The sequence below is a fragment of the Zestomonas insulae genome, assembly GCF_016901015.1.
GTDB classification, from domain to species: Bacteria; Pseudomonadota; Gammaproteobacteria; order Pseudomonadales; family Pseudomonadaceae; genus Aquipseudomonas; species Aquipseudomonas insulae.
On the sequence record NZ_JAFEUP010000002.1, the window covers coordinates 397190 to 420377 of the forward strand.

The 23188-nt window shown below is 66.1% G+C and carries 18 protein-coding genes; 13 read left to right on the plus strand and 5 right to left on the minus strand.

Features of this window, described 5'->3' with window-relative positions; genetic code table 11:
- Window positions 1–417 precede the first annotated feature (417 nt).
- Window positions 418–1494, minus strand: a complete 1077-nt coding sequence (locus JQX08_RS07550) for an ABC transporter substrate-binding protein (protein WP_204915677.1) — start codon at window positions 1492–1494, stop codon at window positions 418–420.
- 50 nt (window positions 1495–1544) lie between these two features.
- The gene (locus JQX08_RS07555; protein WP_204915678.1) at window positions 1545–3794 is read right to left on the minus strand and encodes a TonB-dependent receptor; all 2250 of its coding nucleotides are present in this window, start codon (window positions 3792–3794) and stop codon (window positions 1545–1547) included.
- Window positions 3795–4203: 409 nt separating this feature from the next.
- Between JQX08_RS07555 and JQX08_RS07560 the strand changes: the two genes are divergently transcribed.
- Complete coding sequence (locus JQX08_RS07560; RefSeq protein WP_204915679.1) at window positions 4204–5286, plus strand: sigma-54 interaction domain-containing protein; 1083 nt, start codon at window positions 4204–4206, stop codon at window positions 5284–5286.
- Window positions 5287–5295: 9 nt separating this feature from the next.
- On the opposite strand, the gene JQX08_RS07565 is transcribed toward JQX08_RS07560, so the two are convergent.
- Entirely contained in the window at window positions 5296–6249 is a 954-nt protein-coding gene (locus JQX08_RS07565; protein WP_204915680.1) for an alpha/beta hydrolase, read from the minus strand.
- Between the two features lie 94 nt (window positions 6250–6343).
- Window positions 6344–7081: a substrate-binding periplasmic protein gene (locus JQX08_RS07570; RefSeq protein ID WP_204915681.1), complete on the minus strand. Its 738-nt coding sequence runs from the start codon at window positions 7079–7081 to the stop codon at window positions 6344–6346.
- Window positions 7082–7262: 181 nt separating this feature from the next.
- Here JQX08_RS07570 and fadD2 point away from each other — a divergent pair, with 181 nt between their 5' ends.
- Together fadD2 and fadD1 are read left to right on the plus strand one after the other, a co-directional pair.
- Window positions 7263–8951: a long-chain-fatty-acid--CoA ligase FadD2 gene (fadD2, locus tag JQX08_RS07575; RefSeq protein ID WP_204915682.1), complete on the plus strand. Its 1689-nt coding sequence runs from the start codon at window positions 7263–7265 to the stop codon at window positions 8949–8951.
- A 259-nt stretch (window positions 8952–9210) separates the two neighbouring features.
- Window positions 9211–10902 (plus strand): long-chain-fatty-acid--CoA ligase FadD1, encoded by a 1692-nt coding sequence (gene fadD1, locus JQX08_RS07580; RefSeq protein WP_204915683.1) that lies wholly within the window; start codon window positions 9211–9213, stop codon window positions 10900–10902.
- 56 nt (window positions 10903–10958) lie between these two features.
- Here fadD1 and JQX08_RS07585 read toward each other — a convergent pair whose 3' ends face one another.
- Window positions 10959–11822 carry a LysR substrate-binding domain-containing protein gene (locus JQX08_RS07585; RefSeq protein ID WP_204915684.1) on the minus strand — a complete coding sequence of 288 codons (864 nt, stop codon included), beginning with the start codon at window positions 11820–11822 and terminating at the stop codon, window positions 10959–10961.
- A gap of 133 nt (window positions 11823–11955) precedes the next feature.
- On the opposite strand from JQX08_RS07585, the gene JQX08_RS07590 reads away from it, so the two are divergent.
- The 10 genes from JQX08_RS07590 (at window position 11956) to JQX08_RS07635 (ending at window position 23125) form a co-directional block, all read left to right on the plus strand.
- Window positions 11956–13008 carry an agmatine deiminase family protein gene (locus tag JQX08_RS07590; RefSeq protein ID WP_204915685.1) on the plus strand — a complete coding sequence of 351 codons (1053 nt, stop codon included), beginning with the start codon at window positions 11956–11958 and terminating at the stop codon, window positions 13006–13008.
- Window positions 13008–13916 (plus strand): N-carbamoylputrescine amidase, encoded by a 909-nt coding sequence (gene aguB / locus JQX08_RS07595; protein WP_204915686.1) that lies wholly within the window; start codon window positions 13008–13010, stop codon window positions 13914–13916. The genes JQX08_RS07590 and aguB overlap by 1 nt, the downstream gene beginning before the upstream one ends.
- 2 nt (window positions 13917–13918) lie before the next feature.
- Entirely contained in the window at window positions 13919–15013 is a 1095-nt protein-coding gene (locus tag JQX08_RS07600; RefSeq protein WP_204915687.1) for an extracellular solute-binding protein, read from the plus strand.
- A 110-nt stretch (window positions 15014–15123) separates the two neighbouring features.
- Window positions 15124–15855 (plus strand): TorF family putative porin, encoded by a 732-nt coding sequence (locus tag JQX08_RS07605; protein ID WP_204915688.1) that lies wholly within the window; start codon window positions 15124–15126, stop codon window positions 15853–15855.
- 68 nt (window positions 15856–15923) lie between these two features.
- Window positions 15924–17051 (plus strand): agmatine deiminase family protein, encoded by a 1128-nt coding sequence (locus JQX08_RS07610; protein WP_204915689.1) that lies wholly within the window; start codon window positions 15924–15926, stop codon window positions 17049–17051.
- Between the two features lie 103 nt (window positions 17052–17154).
- Window positions 17155–18813, plus strand: a complete 1659-nt coding sequence (locus JQX08_RS07615) for an amidohydrolase (protein ID WP_204915690.1) — start codon at window positions 17155–17157, stop codon at window positions 18811–18813.
- 69 nt (window positions 18814–18882) lie between these two features.
- Window positions 18883–19791, plus strand: coding sequence for a LysR family transcriptional regulator (locus JQX08_RS07620; protein ID WP_204915691.1), 909 nt, complete (start codon window positions 18883–18885; stop codon window positions 19789–19791).
- Between the two features lie 163 nt (window positions 19792–19954).
- Window positions 19955–21484, plus strand: coding sequence for an MFS transporter (locus JQX08_RS07625; protein WP_204915692.1), 1530 nt, complete (start codon window positions 19955–19957; stop codon window positions 21482–21484).
- Between the two features lie 20 nt (window positions 21485–21504).
- Window positions 21505–22563, plus strand: coding sequence for an HlyD family secretion protein (locus JQX08_RS07630; protein WP_204915693.1), 1059 nt, complete (start codon window positions 21505–21507; stop codon window positions 22561–22563).
- 34 nt (window positions 22564–22597) lie between these two features.
- Window positions 22598–23125 (plus strand): YiiD C-terminal domain-containing protein, encoded by a 528-nt coding sequence (locus JQX08_RS07635; protein ID WP_346727582.1) that lies wholly within the window; start codon window positions 22598–22600, stop codon window positions 23123–23125.
- Window positions 23126–23188 lie beyond the last annotated feature (63 nt).

Sequence of the window (23188 nt, forward strand, 5' to 3'; positions counted from 1 at the left end):
GGGTGAAGGGCGCACCGGCAGGTGGGCGCCCCGATGGAGCTGCATGCTAGATCAGCCGGCGCGGCGCGGCGAGTCCCTTCGCATTACCGGTAGGAGCGGCCTGTGACCGCGAGAACTGGCGCGAGGAAATCGTTCGCGGCCATGGGCCGCTCCTACAAGGAGGCGCGCACGGGACGGAACGGTAGGAGCGGATTTATCCGCGATAGCAGGCGGCGCGGAGCCGCGAGGTAGCGCGGATCGCGAATGAATTCGCTCCTACGAGTCCTGTGCTGGGGGGCGGTTCGTAGGATGGGTTGAGCGAAGTGATACCCATCGCGCGGAGTGATAGGTATCGCCGGGCTCAACCCATCCTACGGAGCCGTGCAACCGATGCACGGTCCGTAGGCGCGGCCCATGGCCGCGACAACGTCGCTGCGCTTACTGCTGCGCCAAGTCGTGCGGCACGTCTTTCCAGTAGTCCTGCAGTTGCAGGTCCTTCAAGCCCTGCTCGACGAACTTCGGTTCGAGCAGCGCGTTGACGTCGACCTCGCCGCGAATCAGCTTGGCCTTCTGGCTGTAGGCGATGCCGTCGGCGTAGTGCTGCTTGAGCGCCTGGTCGTAGAGCGGGGTGAAATGGTTGCTCCACGACTCACCTTCGACTTCGCGCTGCAACACGCTGAGCGGCTGGCCGGACTTCGACAGGTAGCCCTGGTAGGTGTCCTTGTTGGCGTCCTGGGCGGTCCAGTAGGCGGCCTTCAGGTAGGCGGTGACCACCAGTTGGGTCAGCTCCGGCTGCGCGGCGACGAACTCGCTGGCGCCCCACAGTTCGGCGCGCATCTTCCAGTCGCGCGGCGCCTGCTTGCTCGACCAGATGATCTTGCCGACCTGCTTGTCTTCCAGCAGGAAGGCGTCGCTCAAGGTGAAGAACGCATCCACTCGCCCGGCGCTTAGCGCCGCGCCGCCGGCCTGCGGGTTGAGGTTGAAGATGCGGAAATCGTTGAAGCCGAGGTGGTTGGATTCGAGCAACTTGGCGAACGACAGTTCCCACGGCCGGCCGCGGTGCAGGGCGATGCGCTTGCCCTTGAGGTCGGCGATCGACTTGGCGGTGGAGTTCGCCGGCACCACCAGGTAGACGTTGTTGCCGCTGCCGCCCGGGGCGATCAGCTTGGTCGACACCCCGGAGGCGTTGGCGATGATCGACGGCAAGTCGCCGTAGAAAGCGAAGTCGATGCGCTGGTTGGCGAACTCTTCATTGACGAAGGTGCCGACCGAAGCGGTGGCCGCCGGCACCCATTCCAGTTTGACGTTGCGCTTGGCCAGTTCCTGCTGCAGCCATTGATCGCGGTCCATCACGTAGGCCGGGCCGTTGAAGGTGATCTGCCCGGCGTTGGCGTAGGCCACGGTGGCGATGCGCAGGGTCTGCGGCGCCTCGGCGGCGATCGCCTGGGCGGCCAGCAGAGCCGCCGGCAGCAGGGCCAGGCGGCGCAACAGGCGGGTGAGGGGAGAAGCGTGCATGGCGATTACCTCGCTGGGAGGCCCGCGGCGCGAAGGCCGCGGGCAGTCGATCAAAAGTCGGTGGTAACGGACAGGCCAACGGTGCGCGGATCGCCGAACATCACCGCGGCGGTCTGGAAGCCGCCCGGCAGGGTGTGGTTGCGGTATTCCTTGTCGGTCAGGTTGTTCACGTAGGCGGTGACGCGGGTGGTCTCGCCGGGCAGCTCGTAGGTCACCCGTGCGTTGCCCAGGGTGTAGCCGCCGCTACGCATGTTTTGGCTCTGGTCGTTGGAGAAGAAGTACTGGCGGCTGCGGGTGTTCCAGTCGGTGCCGAGGATGATCGCACCGCCGACATTCAGCGGGATGCGGTAGTCGGCGCCGATCACCGCCGAGACGTTCGGTGCGCGGACGAACTTGTTGCCGGAGAAGTCGTCGTTGCCCGAGGTGTAGTCGGTGAACTCGGTGTGCAGCAGGCCGAGGGCGAAGTTCAGGTGCAGGTTTTCCACCGGGATGGCTTCCAGCTCGAACTCGGCACCGTAGGCCTCGCCCTCGGCGCCGTTGGCCAGGCGCGAGACGGTCTGGTTGTTCACCGCGGTCACGATGTTGAGCTGGATGTCCTCGTAGTCGTAGTAGAACAGCGCGGCGTTGGCGTTGAGGCGGCCGTCGAACCATTCCGACTTGAAGCCCAGCTCGTAGGAGGTCAGGTATTCCGGGTCCACCGTGGCGACGGTGGCCTGGCTAACTGCGCCGGTGTTGTAAGCGCCGGAACGGAAGCCGTAGGCGTAGCGGAAGTACACCCGGGCGTTGTCGGAGAGGCGGTACTCGGGGGTCAGGTCGTAGGTGTAGTCGCTCCAGGTGTTGCTCTCGTCCTGGGTGGCGTTGACCACCAGCGGGGTGCTGACGGTGCCGAGCTTCCACCAGTCGGCGCCATTGAAGTTGGCCTGGCCCTGGTTCTGCCGGCGGACGAAGTCGATGTCCTTGGTTTCGCGGGTCCAGCGCAGGCCGGCGGTGACGTTGAAGTCGTCGGTGAAGCTGTAGGTGGTGCTGCCGAACAGTGCGTAGCTCTCGGTGCCCTGGTTGTAGGTGGTGTTGTTGTACGAGCGCGGGATGTAGGGGTTGGTCAGCGCGGCGTTGGCGCTTTCCGAGTCCAGGTCCTCGTTGAAGTAGTGGAAGCCGAGCACCCAGTTCAGGCGGTCCTCGCGCGGCGAGGTCAGGCGGAATTCCTGCGACCACTGCTTGGCGTCGACGTCGCCGTAGCCGCGCTGCAGTTCCAGCGGGGTGTTGTCGCTGTCGCTCCAGCTCTCGCGCTGGAAGTGCTCGAAGGCGGTGATCGAGGTCAGTTCCAGGCTGCCCAGCTGCCAGACCAGGTTGAGGTTGCTGCCGGCCTGGTCGATGTCGGTTTCGTACTTGGCGTTGTAGTTCACCTTGCCCTTCTCGGGGTCGATGAAGTAGCCGAACTGGTTGGTGCCGTTCGGGCGCAGGCCGTAGCTGACCGTGCTGTAGCCGCCGGTGTCGTGGTAGCTGCGGGCGTGCAGGTTAAGGGTAGCGTCGAGGTCGTCGTTGATTCGCGCGAGGAACTGCAGGCGCGCCGCGTCGTCTTCGATGGTGCCGCTGTCGTTGCCGTCATTCAGGTTGTCGCTGTAGCCGTCGCGGCCCTGGTGGCGGACCGCCACGCGCGCGGCGAGGCGCTCGTCGACCAGGGTGTCGCCGACCGCGCCTTCCAGCACGCGGTCGTTGTAGTCGCCGATGCCGGCCTTGAAGTAGCCGGACTGCTCGAAGGTCGGTTTGCGCGAAATGAAGTTGATCGCCCCGGCCGTGGTGTTCTTGCCCCACAGCGTGCCTTGCGGGCCGCGCAGCACTTCGACGCGTTCCTGGTCGAACAGCGGGAAGCCGGTGGCGCTGATGTTGGCGATGTACACGTCGTCGACGTAGATGCCCACCGGGCTGACGGTGTTGGCGCCCTGGTCACCGGTGCCCAGGCCGCGAATCCACCAGCGCGGACGGCCGTGGCCTTCGCTGGTGCCGGCGGAGGCGTTGGGGATGAAGCGGGTCACTTCGTTGGCCGATTGCAGCGAGGTGTCGCGCACCTTGTCGCCGCTCAGTACGGAGATCGAGGTGGGCACTTCCTGCACGGTCTCTTCGCGCTTCTGCGCGGTGACGGTGACTTTGGCCAGCGTCGGTGCGCTGCTCGCGGTGGTTTGTTCCTCGGCAGCCTTTGCCGGCGTCGTCGCGTCGGCGGCGTGGCCTGCCGTCAGGTAGACCCCGGCGAGGCCCCCCAAGGCCCAGGCGATGGCAGTGGAAAGAGTGCTGCGTTTGAACATGTTGCCCCCAGTTGCTTAGCTCGGTCAGGACGTCGCAGTTCAGTGCGGCGTCGTGCAATGTCGTGTTGGCGGTGCCTGCGTCCTGGTTGTGGCGCAGGGCATCCGGCGCGGCTGCTGAAAGCTGCGCACTGGGGCTATCGCAACAACCGTACCGAGTTGCTGATGGGCTGTTTGTTTTGTTTTATCTGTTTGATATTTAACGATTTTATTTTGTTAGATGGGTGCCGCTAGGCCGCGCGGGGCTACTGCTCAATCAGCAACCGGTGCTGCTCGACTGCTGCCAGGGCAGCAGCCTTTCCGCAAAATCTGGTTATCTCCTATAGGAATAACCAAATGAATATTGATGATTTTTTATATATAAGAGATTCGTGCACTATCGGCTCATCTGGCCATAAACGGACTCGCCGACATGTCATTGCTCACCCATCCCCACGCTCGTGAACTGACCAAGTCGGTCCGTGCCACCGTTCTGGTGTTCAAGGACCCGCGCTCGCAGGAGCTGCTCAATCGCATCGAGCGGCTGGCGCCGAGCGAGGCCAATGCGTTGATCATCGGCGAGACCGGCACCGGCAAGGAGTTGGTGGCACGGCATATCCATCACCTCAGCCGGCGCAGCAAGGCACCCTTCGTGGCAGTCAACTGCGGCGCCTTCCCGGAAAGCCTGGTGGAGAGCGAACTGTTCGGCCACGAGAAGGGCGCCTTCACCGGCGCGACCAGCAGCAAGGCCGGCTGGTTCGAGGCGGCCAACGGCGGCACGCTGTTCCTCGACGAGATCGGCGACCTGCCGCTGAACATGCAGGTCAAGCTGCTGCGCGTGCTGCAGGAGCGCGAAGTGGTGCGCCTCGGTTCGCGCACGCCGATCCCCATCGACGTGCGCCTGGTCGCGGCGACCAACGTCAACCTCGCCGACGCGGTGGTGGCCGGGCATTTCCGTGAGGACCTGTTCTACCGGCTGCACGTCGCTACGATCCGCCTGCCGCCACTGCGTGAGCGGCCTGGTGACATCCTGCCGCTGGCCGAATTCTTCGTGAACGAACACTGCCAGCGCCTCGGCTACCAGCGCGCCACGCTGAGTCCGGAGGCCGAGCGCAAACTGCTGACCCATAGCTGGCCAGGCAACATTCGCGAGCTGGAGAACGCCATTCACCATGCGCTACTGGTGTGCCGCAATCAGCAGGTGCAGCCGGGTGATCTGCAGCTCGCCGACATGCGCCCAAGCCTCGGCCGCGCTGAGCCGCTCGCCTCGCTGCCGGTGGCCAGTGAGGCGAGTCTGGAAGCGGCGTTGGCTGCGCTGTACGAAAAGAACCTGCCGGAGCTCTACGAGCACATTGAGGAGACGATCTTTCGCACCGCCTACCGCTTCTGCCACGGCAACCAGTTGCAGACCGGCCGCCTGCTCGGCATCAGCCGCAACATCGTGCGGGCGCGGCTGGAGAAGATCGGCGAACTGGAGCCTTCGGTACGCGGCGCCGGTCTGTTGTCGACCGGCTGAAGGGCGGGGTCAGGCCAGGGCTTGGGCTGGCGCGGCGGGCACCTGGGCGAGGGCGCGTTCCAGCCAGTCGATGAGAAAGGCGCTGACTTCGTCGCGGTTGGTTTCGTTGAGCAGTTCGTGACGGGCATCGGCGTAGATCTTCAGTTCGACCTGGCGCAGGCCGCCGGCCTGCAGCGCGGCGGCGAGGTCGTTGAGGCGCTTGCCCTGGCTGACCGGGTCGCGCGCGCCACCGACCACCAGCACCGGCAGGTCGTGGGCGATCTTGCCCAGGTCGGCGCTCGGGGTGATCTGTTGCAGGCCTTCGAGCAGGTCGATCCACAGCTGGTTGGTGCAACGGAAGCCGCACAGCGGATCGCTCACGTACTTGTCGACTTCGGCCGGGTCGCGGCTCAGCCAGTCGAACGGCGTGCGGTTGGGCTTGAAGGTCTTGTTGAACGAGCCGAACGAGAGAAATTCCATCAACGCGCTGCGCCCGGTCGGGCCCTGCCGCCAGCGCTCGAAACGCGCGACACCCGCCGCCACCTTGTACAGGCCGACCGGCTGGTAGTTGGAGCCGGAGAGGATCGCGCCCTGCACCTCGGCGCTGCGCTGCATCAGATAGGCCTGGCCGATGTAGCTACCCATGCTGTGGCCGACGAGGAAGATCGGCGTGTCCGGATGATGGTGGTGGATGTGCTGGCGCAGGTCGTGCAGATCGTCGACCACCCGCTGCCAGCCGTTGTGTTCGGCGTAGTGGCCGAGAATGCCGCGCTGCGCGGTCTTGCCGTGGCCGCGTTGGTCGTGGGCGTAGAACGCGAAGCCGGCCTTCACCAGCGCCTCGGCGAAGCGGGCATAGCGGCCGCTGTGTTCGGCCATGCCGTGCGACAGCATCAGCACTGCGCGCGGCGTGTTGTCGCCGAGCCAACAGTTGACGAACAGGGGAGCGGCGTCGCTCGAGGTCAGCCAGAAATCATCGTGGCGCATGGCGGTTCCTTGTGCCGGGGGTCGGCGCATTGTGCATGGCGCCGTGCGAGTCGAGAAGAGTGGGAGGCGCCCGCTTCGTCGGGTCGCCGACCGGTCAGGGCTGGGCGCTGTTCTTCTGCAGGATGCGCATGTAGTCGCCGCTAGCATGCAGCGCGCGCAGGCCTTGTTCGAAGATCGCCGCCCAATCCGGCTCGCCGTTCTTCGGTGGGAGGAAGCCGACCAGCAGCGGGATGCGCTCCAGTGCCGGCTCCTGCCAGGCGACGCGGCCGCGCAGTTCGGTATGGCGGGCGGTCAGGTAGGCACCGACCACGCGTTCCAGCAGCACCAGGTCGAAGCGCCGCCCGGCCAGCTTGCGCAGGTTGGTCAGGTCGTCGACCGCCTCTTCCCCGATGAAGCCGTGTTTGAACAGGCTCGGCGGATAGCCGTAGCCACGCACCAGGCCGACCCGGCGGCCTTTCAAGTTGTCGAGCGTGGTGAAACTTACCGGCTGACCGCTGCGCGAGAAGAAGCCCAGTTCGCTGTAGAACAGCGGTCGCGAGGCGGTCAGGCGTTCCTCGTTGATTTCCCGCGGCCATAGCGGCAGGGCGCCTTGATAGCGACCGGTGTGCAGCTCGGCGCGCACCCGCGCCCAGGGCATGAAGTCGATCTGCACCGGGTGGCCCTGGGTAGCGAAGGCGCGGGTGACCAGTTCGACAATGCTGCCACCGCCGGGCAGGGCCTGAGAGCAGTAGGGTGGGTATTCCAGGGTAGCCAAACGCAGCGCAGCCGCATGCGCGGTACTCAGCAGCGACAGGATCAACAGTGCCAGCAACAGACTGGGCTTGCGCAACATCGGGGGCTCGCTATGCCAGGGACGTCTTTCTATATAGCGCAATCACTCCACGGGCGGGGTGAAAGATTCACAAGGTCTATGGACCGGTGCTCAGTATTTGCGCACCCAGGCATTGCTGCTACCTTGCGCTGAGTCCCGCAAGCGCGGGCCAGACACTTTTTCAGGCAATGGGATAACAACAATGCAACCTGAATTCTGGAACGATAAGCGTGCTCCGGGCGTGGCCAGCGAGCTGAATCTGACCGCCTACAAATCGGTGGTCGAGGTGTTCGAGCGCTCGTGCAAGAAGTTCGCCGACCGCCCGGCGTTCAGCAACATGGGCGTGACGCTGACCTACGCCGAACTGGAGCGTCACTCCGCTGCGTTCGCCGCCTACCTGCAGAAGCACACCGATCTCAAGCCCGGCGACCGCATCGCCGTGCAGATGCCCAACATCCTCCAGTACCCGATTGCCGTGTTCGGCGCCATGCGTGCCGGCCTGGTGGTGGTCAACACCAACCCGCTGTACACCGCGCGGGAGATGCGCCACCAGTTCACCGACGCCGGCGTGCGCGCGCTGGTCTACGTCAATATGTTCGGCCATCTGGTGCAGGAAGTGCTGCCGGATACCGAGATCGAATACCTCATCGAAGCGCGCATGGGTGACCTGCAGCCTGGCCTCAAGGGCCCGCTGATCAATGCCGCGGTCAAGCATGTGAAGAAGATGGTGCGGCCTTACCACCTGCCGCAGGCCGTGTCGTTCAAGGCCGCGCTCAAGCAGGGTCGTGGCCATGCGCTGAAGCCGGTGAAGGTCGGCCTCGAAGACATCGCCGTGCTGCAGTACACCGGCGGCACCACCGGCGTGGCCAAGGGCGCGATGCTCACCCACGGCAACCTGGTGGCCAACATGCTGCAAGTCGAGGCCTGCCTGCAGCAGGTCGACGACGACGGCAAGCCGCTGATGAACGCCGGTCGCGAGATCATCATCGCGCCGCTGCCGCTGTACCACATCTATGCCTTCACCATGAACTGCATGTGCATGATGGTGAACGGCAACCTCAACGTGCTGATCACCAACCCGCGCGACATTCCCGGCTTCATCAACGAGCTGAAGAAGTGGCGCTTCACCTCGATCCTCGGCCTGAACACCCTGTTCGTCGCGCTGATGGAGCACCCGGAATTCAAGACCCTGGATTTCTCCAGCCTCAAGCTGACCAACTCCGGCGGCACCGCGCTGGTGAAAGCAGTGGCCGAGCGCTGGGAAGGGGTGACCGGGTGCAGCGTCGGCGAAGGCTACGGCCTCACCGAAACCTCGCCGGTGGCCAGCAGCAACCCGCGCGGCGCGCTGGGGCGCATGGGCACCGTCGGGCTGCCGGTGCCGGGCACCGCGTTCAAGGTCATCGATGACGCCGGCAACGAGCTGCCGCTCGGTGAGCGTGGCGAGCTGTGCATCAAGGGCCCGCAGGTGATGAAGGGCTACTGGCAGCGTCCGGAAGCCACCGCCGAGGTGCTGGATGCCGATGGCTGGCTGAAGACCGGCGACATCGCGGTGATCGATACCGACGGCTACGTGAGCATCGTCGACCGCAAGAAGGACCTGATCATCGTCTCCGGTTTCAACGTCTACCCGAACGAGATCGAAGACGTGGTCATGGCTCATCCGAAGGTCGCCAGCTGTGCCGCCATCGGCGTGCCGGACGAGCGTTCGGGCGAGGCGGTCAAGCTGTTCGTGGTGCCGCGCGAGCACGGCCTGACCGTCGACGAGCTGAAGCACTACTGCAAAGAAAACTTCACCGGTTACAAGGTGCCCAAGCAGATCGTCCTCAAGGAAGCGCTGCCGATGTCGCCGGTGGGCAAGATCCTGCGCCGCGAACTGCGCGATATCGCCTGAAGACGCGGGGCTGTGCTCCCGCAGTGCACTACGCAATCCTGTCGGACAATCCGGCAGGTTTGCTCCAAAAATGACCGAAAGCCCAGCTTTCGGTCTTTTTTTTGACCGTGCCAGCGCTGCTTGGTGCTATTCGCTCCTAGGCAAAGCTGCTACTCTCGGCGCGCTTTTTTCCCGTCTCAACGGCCGGAAATCGCCACTATCACAAGAACGAATCGCCAACGTGCGGTAAGAAATAGCTGTCGCTTAGGAGTGGGCTTCCATGATCGAAAACTTCTGGAAGGACAAGTACCCCGCCGGGGTTGCTGCCGAAATCAACCCTGACCAGTTCGCCAACGTCCAGGCAGTGTTGAAACTGTCCTGCGAGCGGTTTGCCGACAAGCCTGCTTTCAGCAATCTGGGCAAGACCATCACCTACGGCGAGTTGTACAAGCTGTCCGGTGAGTTCGCCGCCTACCTGCAGCAGAACACCGACCTCCAGCCCGGCGACCGCATCGCCGTGCAGATGCCCAACATCCTCCAGTACCCGATCGTGGTGTTCGGCGCCATGCGTGCCGGCCTCATCGTGGTCAACACCAACCCGCTGTACACCGCGCGGGAGATGGAGCATCAGTTCAACGACGCCGGCGCCAAGGCGCTGGTGTGCCTGGCCAACATGGCTCACCTGGCCGAGCAAGTGCTGCCGAAGACCGGCGTCAAGCACGTGATCGTCACCGAAGTCGGCGACATGCTGCCGACCTTCAAGCGCGTGCTGGTCAACAGCGTGGTCAAGTACGTGAAGAAGATGGTGCCGGCCTACCATCTGCCGCAGGCGGTGAAGTTCACCGACGCCATGGCCAAGGGCCGCGGCCGTAGCCCGCGCGAGGCCAGCCCGGCCTCCGCCGACATCGCCGTGCTGCAGTACACCGGCGGCACCACCGGCGTGGCCAAGGGCGCGATGCTCACCCATCGCAACCTGGTGGCGAACATGCTGCAGTGCAAGGAGCTGATGGGCGCCAACCTCAACGAGGGCAGCGAGATCCTCATCGCACCGTTGCCGCTGTACCACATCTACGCCTTCACCTTCCATTGCATGGCGATGATGCTGATCGGCGCGCACAACATCCTGGTCACCAACCCGCGCGACCTGCCGGGCACGGTCAAGGAACTGTCGCAGTGGAAGTTCACCGGCTTCGTCGGTCTGAACACCCTGTTTGTCGCCCTGTGCAACAACGAAGACTTCCGCAAGCTGGACTTCTCCTCGCTGAAGGCCACCTTCTCCGGCGGCATGGCGCTGCAGCAAGCCACCGCCGAACGCTGGCAGGCAGTCACCGGCTGCGCGATCTGCGAAGGCTGGGGCATGACCGAAACCAGCCCGGTCGCCTCGGTGAACCCGTTCCAGAACAACCAACTCGGCACCATCGGCATTCCGGTGCCGTCGACCCAGTGCAAGATCATCGACGACGAAGGCAACGACCTGCCGCTCGGCGCCATCGGTGAACTGTGCGTCAAGGGTCCGCAAGTGATGAAGGGCTACTGGCAGCGTCCGGAAGCCACCGACGAAGTCCTCAGCGCCGATGGCTGGCTGAAGACCGGCGACATCGCGGTGATCCAGGAAGACGGTTACATGCGCATCGTCGACCGCAAGAAGGACATGATTCTGGTGTCCGGCTTCAACGTCTATCCGAACGAACTGGAAGACGTGCTGGCTGCCCTGCCGGGCGTGCTGCAGTGCGCGGCCATCGGCGTGCCGGACGAGAAGTCGGGCGAAGTGATCAAGGTCTTCGTGGTCGCCAAACCGGGCGCCAACCTGACCAAGGAGCAGGTGCTCGAGCACATGCGCGCCAACGTCACCGGCTACAAGGTGCCGAAGGCCGTCGAGTTCCGCGACGCGCTGCCGACCACCAACGTCGGCAAGATCCTGCGCCGTGAACTGCGTGACGAAGAGCTGAAGAAGATCGCCGCCAAGGCCTGATGCTTCGCTGATCGAAAGGAGCCCCGCACTGCGGGGCTTTTTTTATGCCGCGATTTTTAGGCAGCGGCCTGCAGCGCCTGCGCCAGCCAGGCGCTGAAGCTGCGTGTGAGGCTGTTGTGTTCGCTGTCGCGGTGGATCAGCCAGGCCCACTTGGGGCCGCGAATGGTCTGTTCCACCAGCGGCTGCAGCAGGCCGTCGCGGCGCGCCTGCTCGGCCAGCAACTGGCTGACCAGGGCGATGCCCAGTCCCTGGCAGGCGGCGTCCAGCAGCAGGCCGGGGTCGGAGAAGTTCAGGCCGTGGTTGTGCTGACCGATCGCCGCGCCGCCTTGCACCTGCCAGTGGCTCCAGTCCATTTCCCGTTCGCCGTGCAAGGTGGTGCGTTGTTGCGCCGGGGTGTCCAGCAGGCTGGGGTGGCAGGCCGGGTAGAGGCGATCCTCCAGCAGCACGCGGAAGCTGCATTCGGCCTGGGCGCTGAGGTCGTCACGCACGGCGAGGTCGATGGTCTGGCTGGCCATGTCCGGCGTCTCGTCGGTGGTGAACAGCCACAGATCGACTTCCGGGTGCAGGCGGTGGAACTCGCCCAGGCGCGGCACCAGCCAGTGGCGGGCGAAGGCCGGGGTGGTGTTGACCACCAGCTGGTTGGGCTTGCGGTACTGCTCGAGGCGGCGGATGCCGACGGCCAGCTGCTGCAGCAGCGACTGGGTGGTGCTGAGCAGGTCATGCCCGGCATCGGTGAGGCTGACGCTGCGCCCGCTGCGGAAGAACAGTGGCTGTTCGAGGAAGCCTTCCAGGCTGCGGATCTGCTGGCTGATCGCCGACTGGGTGAGGTGCAGCTCTTCGGCGGCCTTGTGGAAGCTGCCCAGGCGGGCGGCGGCCTCGAAGCCGCGCAGGGCGTTCAGAGGGGGCCAGTGTTTTAGCATGATCGATAAGCCCATCTAATCAGGATTGCGCAAAATCTATCGTTTGTTGCCGCGTTTTCACAGGCCTAGCATGCAAGTCATCACCGCACTCGCGGTTTTCAGTGATAACAATGACTTAACTGAAGGCACTTGTATGCAGCACAGCGCAGCCCCCGAAAACGCTTGGTTCATGCCCGCCGAATGGGCTCCACATGCCGCCACCTGGATGGTCTGGCCGCACAATCAGTCGCTCTGGGAATCCGGTTGGGGGGTGACCCTCGCCGAGGTGCAGGTCGATTTCGCCCGCGTGGCGAATGCCATTGCGCGCTTCGAGCCGGTGAAAATGGTGGTCGATCACTCGGCGGTGTTCCGCGCTCGTGAACTGTGCGGCGCCAACATCGAGCTGATCGAACTGGCGGTCAACGACAGCTGGTGCCGCGACTCCGGACCGAGCTTCGTCTGCCACCCGCAGCGCGGCGTGGCCGGGGTCAGCTGGCGCTTCAACGCCTGGGGCGGCAAGTCCGAGCATGACCTCGACGAAGGCCTGGCGCGGCGCATCCTCAACGGCCTCGGCCTGGAGTGCTTCGGCACGCCGCTGAGCAACGAGGGCGGGGCGATCCATGTCGACGGCGATGGCACGCTGATTACCACCGAGTCGGTGCTGCTGAATGCCAACCGCAACCCGGGGATGAGCAAGGCCGAGATTGAGGAGGTTTTCGCCCGTCTGCTCGGGGTGAAGAAGACCATCTGGCTGCCCGGCGATCCGGACCATGTCACTGGCGACATGACCGATGGCCACGTCGATGGCGTGTGCGCCTTCGTGCGTCCCGGCGCGCTGCTGGTCGACGCCACCCGCGACCAGTCCTCGGTGTATGCCGAGGTGGCGCGCGAGAACCGTCGCGCCCTGGAGCTGGCCACCGATGCGCGCGGACGGCGTTTCGAGATGCTCGAACTGTTCGAGGCCAGCGAGGCGGTGGATACCCAGGCCGAGGTGTTCTGCGCCTCCTACACCAACTTCTACATCGCCAACGGCGCGATCATCATGCCGGCCTACGGCATCGCCGCCGACGACGAAGCGGCGGCCACCCTGCGCCTGGCGTTCCCCGGTCGCGAAGTGGTGCCGGTACAGATCAACCACCTGGCGCACGGTGGCGGCGGGGTGCACTGCATCACCCAGCAACAGCCGGCCTGGCCGGTGTGGAGCTGATGAGCATGCTCAAGGTCGCCACCACCCAGTTCGCCTGCAGCTGGAACCTCGATGACAACCTCGACCAGGCCGAGCGTCTGGTGCGCCAGGCCGCGGCCGAGGGTGCGCAGGTGATCCTGCTGCAGGAACTGTTCGCCACCCCGTACTTCTGCATCGAGCAGCGCCACGAGCACCTGGCGCTCGCCGAGGAGTACCGCGACAGCCGCGTGCTCAAGCGCTTTGCCGCGCTGGCCGGGGAGCTCGGCGTGGTCCTGCCGCTGTCCTGGTTCGAGAAGGCTGGCAATGCCTACTTCAACTCGCTGGCGCTGGCCGATGCCGACGGCCAGCTGCTCGGCGTGTACCGCAAGACCCACATCCCCAACGCCATCGGCTATCAGGAGAAGGAATACTTCAGCCCCGGCGACAGCGGCTTCCGCGTCTGGGACAGCGCCTTCGGCCGCCTCGGCGTCGCCATCTGCTGGGACCAGTGGTTCCCGGAAACCGCACGCTGCCTGGCCCTGCAGGGCGCCGAGGTGCTGCTGTTCCCCACCGCCATCGGCTCCGAGCCGGGCGCCGCCGCGCTGGATTCGCGTGACCACTGGCAGCTCACCCAGCGTGGCCATGCCGCCGCCAACATCATTCCGGTGGTGGCCGCCAACCGCATCGGTCGCGAAGTGGCGACCGGCGACCCGGCGTTGCAGATGCGCTTCTACGGCTCGTCGTTCATCACCGACCACAAGGGCAAGTTGCTCGCCGAGGCCGACCGCGACAGCAGCGGCGTGCTGGTGCGCGAGCTGGACCTCGCGGCGATGCGCGAGGAACGCCTGACCTGGGGCATCTACCGCGATCGCCGCCCGGAAATGTACGGCCCGCTGCTGGGCCTCGACGGCCGGCAAACCCATGTGCGCTGGAATCACCAAGGAGTCTGAGCATGAAGGCCAAGAACACACTGCTGATCGCTGCGCTGGCGCTGTACGGCACCCAGGCCTCGGCTGCCGTCGAGGAAAAGACTCTGCGCCTGTACAACTGGGCCGACTATTTCGCCGAAGACACCCTCGCCAACTTCACCAAGGAAACCGGTATCAAGGTGATCTACGACGTGATGGACGGCAGCGAAACGCTGGAAGCCAAGCTGATGACCGGCAACAGCGGCTACGACCTGATCTTCCCTGGCGATACCGTGGCCGAGCGGCTGATGCGCGCCGGTGCGCTGCAGAAACTCGACCCCAAAAAGCTCGAGCACCTCAGCGAGATCGAACCCGGCCTGCAGCGTCTGCAGACCCAGTACCCTTATTCACGCCACGCCACCGTGCCGTACACCTGGGGCAGCATCGGCATCACCTACAACGCCGAAGCGATCAAGCAGCGCATGGCCGATGCCCCGGTGAACAGCCTCGACCTGCTGTTCAAACCGGAGAACGCGACGAAGTTCGCCGACTGCGGTATTTCGGTGATCGACTCGCCGGATGAGACGCTCGCCGTGGTGCTCCACTACCTGAAGCGCGATCCGCGCAGCGCCAAGCCGGACGATCTGCAGGCGGCCACCGACTTGCTGCTGTCGATCAAACCCTACATCCGCAAGTTCCAGTCGCAGCCGGTCACCGACCTGGTCAACGGCAACCTGTGCCTGTCGCTCGGCTACAGCGGCGACGTCACCCAGGCGCAGCGCGCCGCCCAGTCGGCAGGCAAGCCGGCGGACTTCCAGTACCGCATTCCGCGCGAGGGCACCACGGTGTGGATGGACACCATGGCCATCCCGGCGGACGCCAAGCATCCGGAGTACGCCTACGCCTTCATCAACTTCGTCATGCGCCCGGAGAACATGGCGGCGATCAGCAACGCCACCGGCTACCCGACCTCCAGTGCCACGGCCAAGCCCCTCGTCGATGCCGACATGCGCAACAACCCGGACATCTATGTCGACGACGCCACCTACGAGCGGCTGATTGCCGGCAAGGACATCCCGCAGCGCGACATGCGTGCGCGCATGCGCGCCTGGACCAAGTTCAAGACCGCACTCGATTGAGCGCCGGCGGCGTCCGTCGCCTGCCGTTGTGACTCCCGCCGCCGCGCGCGGCCGGGCGTTACGGCGTAGCCATGCCCGCGAATCCGACAACAACAAGAAAGGAGTCACCGATGAACCACTTGCGCACGGCCGCCCTGGCCACCGCATTGCTCGCGCCCTGGGGGCTGAGTCAGGCGATTGAGCTGAACGACGACTTCAGCCTGTACCTGGATGCCGGGGTGTTCAGCGATTACCGCACCCGCGGCATCTCGCAGACGCAGAACGACCCGGCGCTGCAGGGCTCGGCCACCCTCAACCACAGCAGTGGCCTGTATCTCGGCGTATGGAGTTCCAACGTCGACTTCGGCCTGGGCAGCAAGACGCGCCAGGAGCTCGACTACTACGCCGGTTACAACTGGCAGATCAGCGATGACGTCAGCCTCGACACCGCCTACTACCGCTACGAATACCCGCGGCAGAGCGCGCTCAACTACGACGAAGTGTTCAGCCTGCTGACCGTCTACGGCGCCAAGCTCGGCGCTTATTACTCGGACAACCTCGGCGGCGACCAGAGCTACCTGTACAGCTATGTCGGCTACGGCACCCAGCTGCCGGCGGAGGTGGCGCTGGATCTGCGCTACGGCCAGGTCGACCTCAAGGACCCGCTGCTCATCGATGACGCAGGCGACACCCGCGACAGCTACCACGAGTGGCAGGTCAAGGTGAGCAAGGAGCTGTTCAGCCTCAACTGGTCGGCCAGCTACATCGACACCGACCTCAGCGACAGCGAGTGCGCGAACTACATGGGCTTCGACGATGTCTGCTCGGCGACCCTGGTGCTCGGCGTCAACCGCACCTTCTAGGTTTGCTCCCTCTCCCGGCAGAGGGAGAGGGGGTTGTTGCTCCACCCACCACCACCGAGGGACACACCATGTCGACACGTCGTGATTTCATCAAACACCTGAGCCTGGCCGCCGGCCTGGGTGCGGTCGCTACGCTGGGCCTGGGCGTGAGCGCGCCGCGCGTGCGTGCGGCGCTGGCCAACAGTTGGTACATGCCGGATGAAGGCGAGGCGCAGGAGCGGGTGTTCCTCGCCTTCGCCGCCTCGGCGTCGATCTGGGAGGACTGGGCCACACCGGTCAACAACACCGTGGCGCTGCTGGCCAAGACCATCGCCAAGTACCAGCCGGTTACCGTGCTGTGCCGCGCCAACCAGCTGAGCCAGGCGAAGAGCAAGTGCGGCACCACCAATATCCAGTTCCTCACCATGCCGCTGAACGACATCTGGGTACGCGACTACGGTGGCTGCTTCGTCCTCGACGGCCAGGGCGGGCGCGGCCTGGTCGACTTCAACTTCAACGGCTGGGGCAACAAGCAGGCTGCCGGCAACGACACGCTGGTCGCCGACGCACTCAGCTATGAGCTGGATGCCAGCTACATCAGCAGCCAGCTGACCGGCGAGGGCGGCGGCATCGAGGTGGACGGCCACGGCACGGCGATCATGACCGAGAGCTGCTGGGTTAACAGCAACCGCAACCCGGGCATGAGCAAGGCGCAGATCGAGGCCGAACTGAAGGCCAACCTCGGCCTGCGCAAGATCATCTGGCTGCCGGGCATCAAGGGCAAGGACATCACCGACGCCCACGTCGACTTCTACGCGCGCTTCGTCAAGCCGGGTGTGGTCATCGCCAACCTGGACAACGATCCCAAGTCCTACGACTACGCGGTGACGCGCACCCACCTGAACATCCTCAAGGCCGCCACCGACGCCGACGGCAACAAGCTGCAGGTCTACACCCTGCCGCCACCGCTGAAGCCGCGCCAGAACGTGTACAGCCAGAACAACCCGGACTTCGCCCCCGGCTACATCAACTACCTGCCGATCAACGGCGCGGTGATCGCCCCGCAATTCGGTGATGCCGCGGCGGACAAATACTGCAAAGACTTGCTCACCCAGCTCTACCCGGGGCGCACCATCGTCCAGGTCAACATCGACCCGATCGCCGGCGGCGGTGGCGGCATTCACTGCGTGACCAAGAACATGCCGCGGCTGATCTAGCCGTTGGTGAGCTTTACTTGTTCCATCGGGGGCCATCAGCCCCCTCGTTGACGCCATGCCTTGCCACCCGGCTGGGCATGGCTGTGTGCTTGAGGACCGATCCATGTTCCGCTGTCTGCCGCTCTGCGCGGCGCTCCTGGCTCCCCTGGCGCAGGCTGCCGAGCCCGCTGCCAGCCTGGTGCTGCACAATGCCCGGATCTACACGGTGAACTCCGCGCAGCCCTGGGCCCAGGCCCTGGCCATCAGCGAGGAGGGCGAGATCCTCGCCGTCGGCAGCGATGCCCAGGTCGAAGAGCACGCCGATGCGGACACCGAGTTCGTTGATCTCGACGGACGCCTGGTGCTGCCGGGCTTCCAGGACAGCCACGCGCATGTACTCGATGCTTCTTCCGAGGCCCAGGGCGGCTGCCAACTGGAGGCCGACGGCTCTCTGGAGCAGTGGTTGGAGGCCATTGGCGAATGCGCTGAGGCGGCGCGCGGCGAGTGGCTGCTGGGCAGCGGTTTCAGCCTGCACACCTTGCTCGATAGCGGCGCCAGTCCGCGTGCGCTGCTCGACGAGATCGCCGCTGACCTGCCGATCGCGATCATGGAGGAGACCTCGCACTCCTACTGGCTCAACAGCAAGGCCCTGCAACTGGCGGGCATCAAGGCGCTCGAGGGCAATCCCGAGGGCGGGGTGATCCTGCGCGACGAGCAGGGCAGGCCGACCGGCATCGTCCTCGACAACGCCGGTGACCTGGTGATGGACAAGGCCCTGCCGCCCTCGAAAGCGTTGCAGGCGGTGTATTACCAGGCCGTGCTGTATGGCCAGGAGCAGCTGGCGCGCAACGGCATCACCTCGGTGGCCGATGCCCGGGTGTTCTGGCGCCGCGGCCATCTCGAGGCCTGGCAGCGTGCGGCGCGTGAGGATCGGCTCAAGGCGCGTACCACGCTCGGCCTGTGGGCCTACCCGCAGCTGGATGACGACGAGCAACTGGCCGACCTCAAGGCCCTGTACGCCCCCGGCGCCGCCGACAGCCTGCTGCACATCAGCCAGATCAAGCTGTATGTCGACGGTATCGTGCACAACACCACCGCGCGCCTGCGCCAGCCCTATCAGCACAGTCTGGCCGGCGTCGATCCGCGCGGCCTCTACTACTTCACTCCCGAGCGCCTGCAGCGCTACGCCCGTGAGCTGACGGCGGCCGGCTTCGACCTGCACATCCACACCATTGGCGACCAGGCGGTGCGCGATGCCCTGGATGCCGTCGCCCAGGCCACGCCGGGGCGGCATCGGCTGACCCATGTCGAGCTGGTCGACCAGGCCGACCTGCCACGTTTCCGTCAGCTCGACGTGATCGCCGACTTCCAGCCCAGCCGCTACTTCACGCCATCCTTCCTCAAGGACAACCGGCCGCTGATCGGCCCGCGCGCCGAGCAGATGTTGCCCATGCGCGCGCTGTACGACAGCGGTGCGCGGGTCACCCTGAGTTCCGACTGGGATGTGAACCCGCTGTCGCCGCTGGGCATCATGCAGAACGCCCTGAGCCTCGGCGTGCGCGGTCTGCCCAACCTGGAGGCGGCAATCCGCGCCTACACCCTGGGCGCGGCGTACACCCTGCGCCAGGAGCAGGACACCGGCTCGCTGGAAGTCGGCAAACAGGCCGATCTGCTGGTGCTGGATCGCGATATCTTCCGGTTGCCGGCCAGCCAGATCGGCCAGGCCAAGGTGCTGTGGACGCTGCTGGGCGGCGAGCAGGTCTATCGATCCAAGGACTTCTAGGTCGACGCCCCTGTCGTGGGCTTTTACAGTTGCACGCAATGCAACTGTTCGCCCTGGGAGCTGTGCCTGATGCAACTACCTGACCTCAACCTGCTGGTCGCGCTGGACATCCTCCTCGACGAGGGCAGTGTGGTCGGCGCCGCGCGGCGCATGCACCTCAGCCCGCCGGCGATGAGCCGCACGCTGACGCGCATCCGCGAGGCGGTCGGCGACCCGATCCTGGTGCGCGCCGGCCGTGGCCTGGTGCCCACGCCGCGGGCGCTGGAGCTGCGCGAGCAGGTGCGCGGGGTGGTCGAGCAGGCCACCGGGTTCTTCCGCTCGGCGGAGGTCGACCTGGCCAGCCTCGAGCGGCAGTTCCACGTGCGCACCAACGACATCTTCATGGTCTGCTACGGCGGTCGCCTGTTCGAGCGCGTGCACCAGCAGGCGCCCGGGGTGGTGCTGCGCTTCGTCCCAGAAATCGACGGCGATGACGACGCGCTGCGCGCCGGGCGCATCGACCTGATCGTCGGCGCGTCCACCCGGCAGACCGCCGAGCTCAAGACCCAGGGCCTGTTCGAGAGCCGCTTCGTCGGCCTGGCCCGCGAAGGCCACCCGATCTTCGACGCGCCGATCACTCCCGCGCACTTCGCCGCCTTCGACCAGATCAGCGTGTCGCGGCGCGGCCTGGCGCGCGGGCCGATCGACCAGGCGTTGGCCGAGCTCGGCCTGGAGCGGCGCGTGGTGATGATCTCGCCGAGTTTCTTCCCGGCGGTGCTGGCGCTGCGCAACTCCGACCTGATCCTGCCGATGCCCGACCTGGTGGCGAGCACCTGTCAGAGCCTCGGCCTGCCGCTGCGCGCCTTCGACATCCCGCTGCCGCTCGATACCGTGGTGGTGCGCCAGTCCTGGCACCCGCGCTTCGACAACGATTTCGCCCACCGCTGGCTGCGTGGGTTGATCAAGCAGTGCTGCCTGGAGGGCCTGCCGCTCGATTGAGCGGTTCGCTCGGCAGCGTTTGGCTAGTGCGTTTCGTGCACTCATTAATTAAGAACATTGCAATTCTCGGCATTGCCGGTGGGCCATAGACTTCGCCTAGTCCCGCACTCCGGAAACCGTCCATGTTGCCCCTGTCACCGTCCGCGTCGCGGGCCTCCCACCGATGAGCAGCGCCGCGCTCACCCTGCCAGCCGCACCGGCCGCGGCAACGGCGCGCCCGCTTGCCGCGCCGTTCGGCCTGCGCATCGTGGTCGGCTTGCTCGGCGTGCTGCTCGCGGTGCTGGTGGCCGGTTTCAACGAGAGCGTCACCAAGGTCGCGCTGGCTGACATCCGTGGCGCGATGGGCATCGGCCACGACGAAGGCACCTGGCTACTGGCGCTCTACGCGGCGCCCTCGGTGTGCGCGATGGCCTTCGCGCCGTGGTTCTCGGTGACCTTTTCGCTGCGCCGTTTCACCCTCTGCGCCATCGCCGCGTTCCTGCTGCTTGGACTGCTCTGTCCGCTGGCGCCTAACCTCGCCAGCCTGATGCTCCTGCGCGCCCTGCAGGGCCTGGCCGGCGGGGCGCTGCCGCCGATGCTGATGACTGTGGCGCTGCGCTTTCTGCCCGCCAACATCAAGCTCTACGGCCTGGCTAGCTACGCGCTGACCGCCACCTTCGGACCGAGCCTGGGCACGCCGCTGGCGGCGTTCTGGGTGGAGTTCGTCGGCTGGCACTGGGCGTTCTGGCAGATCCTGCCACTCTGCCTGCTGGCCATGGCCGCGGTGGCCTGGGGCCTGCCGCAGGACCCGCTGCGCCTCGAGCGCTTCCGCCAATTCAACTGGCGCGGCTTGCTGCTCGGCTTTCCGGCCATCTCCATGCTGGTCATCGGGCTGATCCAGGGCGAGCGGCTGGCCTGGTTCGACTCGCCGTTGATCGGTGTGCTGCTCGGCGGCGGCAGCCTGCTGCTCGGCCTGTTCCTGCTCAACGAGTGGACCCATCCGCTGCCGTTCTTCAACCTGCGCCTGCTCAAGCTGCGCAACCTCAGCTTCGCGCTGTTTGCCCTCGGCGGCGTGCTGTTCATCCTCCTCGCGGCGGGGCAGATCCCGGCCAGTTACCTGGCTCAGGTGCAGGCCTACCGGCCGCTGCAGACCGCGCCGCTGATGCTGGTGGTGGCGCTGCCGCAACTCCTCGCGCTGCCGCTGGTGGCGGCGCTGTGCAACCTGCGCTGGGTCGACTGCCGCTGGGTGCTGGCCTGTGGTTTCGCCATGCTGGCGACCGCCTGCTGGCTCGGCGCGCACCTCACCTCCGCCTGGGTTCGCGAGGACTTCCTGGTCGTCCAGTTGTTGCAGATCTTCGGTCAGCCGATGGCCGTGTTGCCGTTGCTGATGCTCTCCACTGGCAGCATCGCGCCGGCGGACGGGCCGTTCGCCTCGGCCTGGTTCAACACCGTCAAGGGCTTCGCCGCGGTGCTTGCCGGCGGCGTGCTGGATGCGCTGAGCACCGCGCGCCTGCATTTCCACTCGAGCATGTTGGTCGACCGCCTCGGCAACAACCCGCTGCTCGACGGTGCGGGCCTCACCGCGCGCCTGCACCGACAAGCGTTGGTGCTGACCTCCGCCGACCTCTACCTGTACATGGCCGTGCTTGCGGTCGTGCTGATCCTGCCCATTGCCTTCGTGCCCACGCGGATCTTTCCGCCGCGCGCGGCCTGACCCCCACGGAGACTGCTGCCATGAGTGACAGCCACGCCCACAAACCAATCGTCTTCACCGCCCTGGCGCTGTTCATCGCGCTGGCCGCCTGGGGTGCCTGGCACCTGCTGCGCGACGCCACCGCGCAAAGCACCAACGACGCCTTCGTCAGCGCCGACTTCACCCTGGTCGCGCCGAAGGTTTCCGGCTTCCTCAGCGAGGTGCTGGTCGAGGACAACCAGCGGGTCCAGGCCGGCCAGCTGCTCGCGCGCATCGATGACCGCGACTACCGCGCCGCGGTCGACGGCGCCCGTGCCGAGGTGGCCAGCGCCGAGGCGCAACTGGCCAACGTGCAGGCCACCCTCGAACGCCAGCAGGCGCTGATCACCCAGGCCGGCGCCTCGGTGCAGGCCAATCGCGCCGAGGTGCAGTTCGCCGAGCACGAGCTGCAGCGTTATCGCCAGCTGGTCGACCGCGGCGCCGGTACGGTACAGAACGCCCAGCAGGCGCAGAGCCGCTTCGACAGCGCGCGGGCACGCGAGACCGAGCAGGGCGCCGGCCTGGTCGCGGTGCGCAAGCAGACCGACGTGCTGGTCGCCCAGCGCAATGCCGCCGAGGCTGCCCTGCAGCGCGCCAAGGCCAGTCTGGCGCGCGTCGAACTGGACCTTTCGCACACCGAATTGCATGCGCCGATGGACGGCATGGTCGGCCGCCGCGCGCTGCGCACCGGCGCCTATGTCAAACCCGGTGACGTGCTGCTCGCCGTGGTGCCGCTGGAGCGCGCCTATGTGGTGGCCAACTTCCAGGAAACCCAGTTGACCCACGTGCGCCCCGGCCAGCCGGTGCAGGTCGGCGTCGACACCTTCCCCGGTGAAGTGCTGCGCGGCCACGTCGAGAGCATCGCCCCGGCCACTGGCGTGACGTTCGCCGCGGTCGCCCCGGACAACGCCACCGGCAACTTCACCAAGGTGGTGCAGCGCATCCCGGTGAAGATCGTCCTCGACGCCGGTCAGCCGCTGGTCGGCCACCTGCGCGTCGGCATGTCGGTGGACGCCAGCATCGACACGCGCATCGAACCGCAGGCCACCGCGGCGAACTGAACGGCCGGTTCACGCCGTTTCGCCGGCGAAAGCCGTGGTCGGCATCGCCCGGCGCGCCTACCATAACGGCATCGCCGACCCTGCCGTGATCGCCATGACCGAACCGACCGCCACCGACATCGCCCGCGCCGAGGCGCTGACCCGCTACCTGCACGACAACATCCCGCTGACCACCGCGATGGCCATCCGCGTGGTGCCCAGCGTGCTCGGCGAACTGCGCCTGAGCGCGCCGCACGCGCCGAATCGCAACCCGCACAACACGGTGTTCGGCGGCAGCCTGGCGACCCTGGCCATCGCCGCCGGCTGGACCCTGCTGTTCGATGCGCTGCAGCGCGAAGGCCTGGACGCCGCGCTGGTGATCCAGCACTTCGACTGCAACTACCGTGCCCCGGCGGCGGCCGAGTTCTACGCCGACACCCGGCTGCCCGAGGACTGGCCGGCGTTTCTCGAGCAGTTGCGCAACCGCGGCCGCGCGCGCCTCAACCTGCCGGTGCAGTTGAGCTGCGCGGAGCAGCCGGTGCTCACCGCCCACGCGCGCTACGTCGCTATCCTCGAAGGCTGAGCGCGGCCCGCGCGGCGGCCAAATCTGCGACAATCGCGGCCTTTCCCGAATGCCCGCGCCTGC

Bases quoted from the DNA above. Each gene is read 5' to 3' on its own strand.
- JQX08_RS07550 (WP_204915677.1), bottom strand. From the start codon at position 1,494: ATGCACGCTTCTCCCCTCACCCGCCTGTTGCGCCGCCTGGCCCTGCTG.
- JQX08_RS07555 (WP_204915678.1), bottom strand. From the start codon at position 3,794: ATGTTCAAACGCAGCACTCTTTCCACTGCCATCGCCTGGGCCTTGGGG.
- JQX08_RS07560 (WP_204915679.1), top strand. From the start codon at position 4,204: ATGTCATTGCTCACCCATCCCCACGCTCGTGAACTGACCAAGTCGGTC.
- JQX08_RS07565 (WP_204915680.1), bottom strand. From the start codon at position 6,249: ATGCGCCACGATGATTTCTGGCTGACCTCGAGCGACGCCGCTCCCCTG.
- JQX08_RS07570 (WP_204915681.1), bottom strand. From the start codon at position 7,081: ATGTTGCGCAAGCCCAGTCTGTTGCTGGCACTGTTGATCCTGTCGCTG.
- fadD2 (WP_204915682.1), top strand. From the start codon at position 7,263: ATGCAACCTGAATTCTGGAACGATAAGCGTGCTCCGGGCGTGGCCAGC.
- fadD1 (WP_204915683.1), top strand. From the start codon at position 9,211: ATGATCGAAAACTTCTGGAAGGACAAGTACCCCGCCGGGGTTGCTGCC.
- JQX08_RS07585 (WP_204915684.1), bottom strand. From the start codon at position 11,822: ATGCTAAAACACTGGCCCCCTCTGAACGCCCTGCGCGGCTTCGAGGCC.
- JQX08_RS07590 (WP_204915685.1), top strand. From the start codon at position 11,956: ATGCAGCACAGCGCAGCCCCCGAAAACGCTTGGTTCATGCCCGCCGAA.
- aguB (WP_204915686.1), top strand. From the start codon at position 13,008: ATGAGCATGCTCAAGGTCGCCACCACCCAGTTCGCCTGCAGCTGGAAC.
- JQX08_RS07600 (WP_204915687.1), top strand. From the start codon at position 13,919: ATGAAGGCCAAGAACACACTGCTGATCGCTGCGCTGGCGCTGTACGGC.
- JQX08_RS07605 (WP_204915688.1), top strand. From the start codon at position 15,124: ATGAACCACTTGCGCACGGCCGCCCTGGCCACCGCATTGCTCGCGCCC.
- JQX08_RS07610 (WP_204915689.1), top strand. From the start codon at position 15,924: ATGTCGACACGTCGTGATTTCATCAAACACCTGAGCCTGGCCGCCGGC.
- JQX08_RS07615 (WP_204915690.1), top strand. From the start codon at position 17,155: ATGTTCCGCTGTCTGCCGCTCTGCGCGGCGCTCCTGGCTCCCCTGGCG.
- JQX08_RS07620 (WP_204915691.1), top strand. From the start codon at position 18,883: ATGCAACTACCTGACCTCAACCTGCTGGTCGCGCTGGACATCCTCCTC.
- JQX08_RS07625 (WP_204915692.1), top strand. From the start codon at position 19,955: ATGAGCAGCGCCGCGCTCACCCTGCCAGCCGCACCGGCCGCGGCAACG.
- JQX08_RS07630 (WP_204915693.1), top strand. From the start codon at position 21,505: ATGAGTGACAGCCACGCCCACAAACCAATCGTCTTCACCGCCCTGGCG.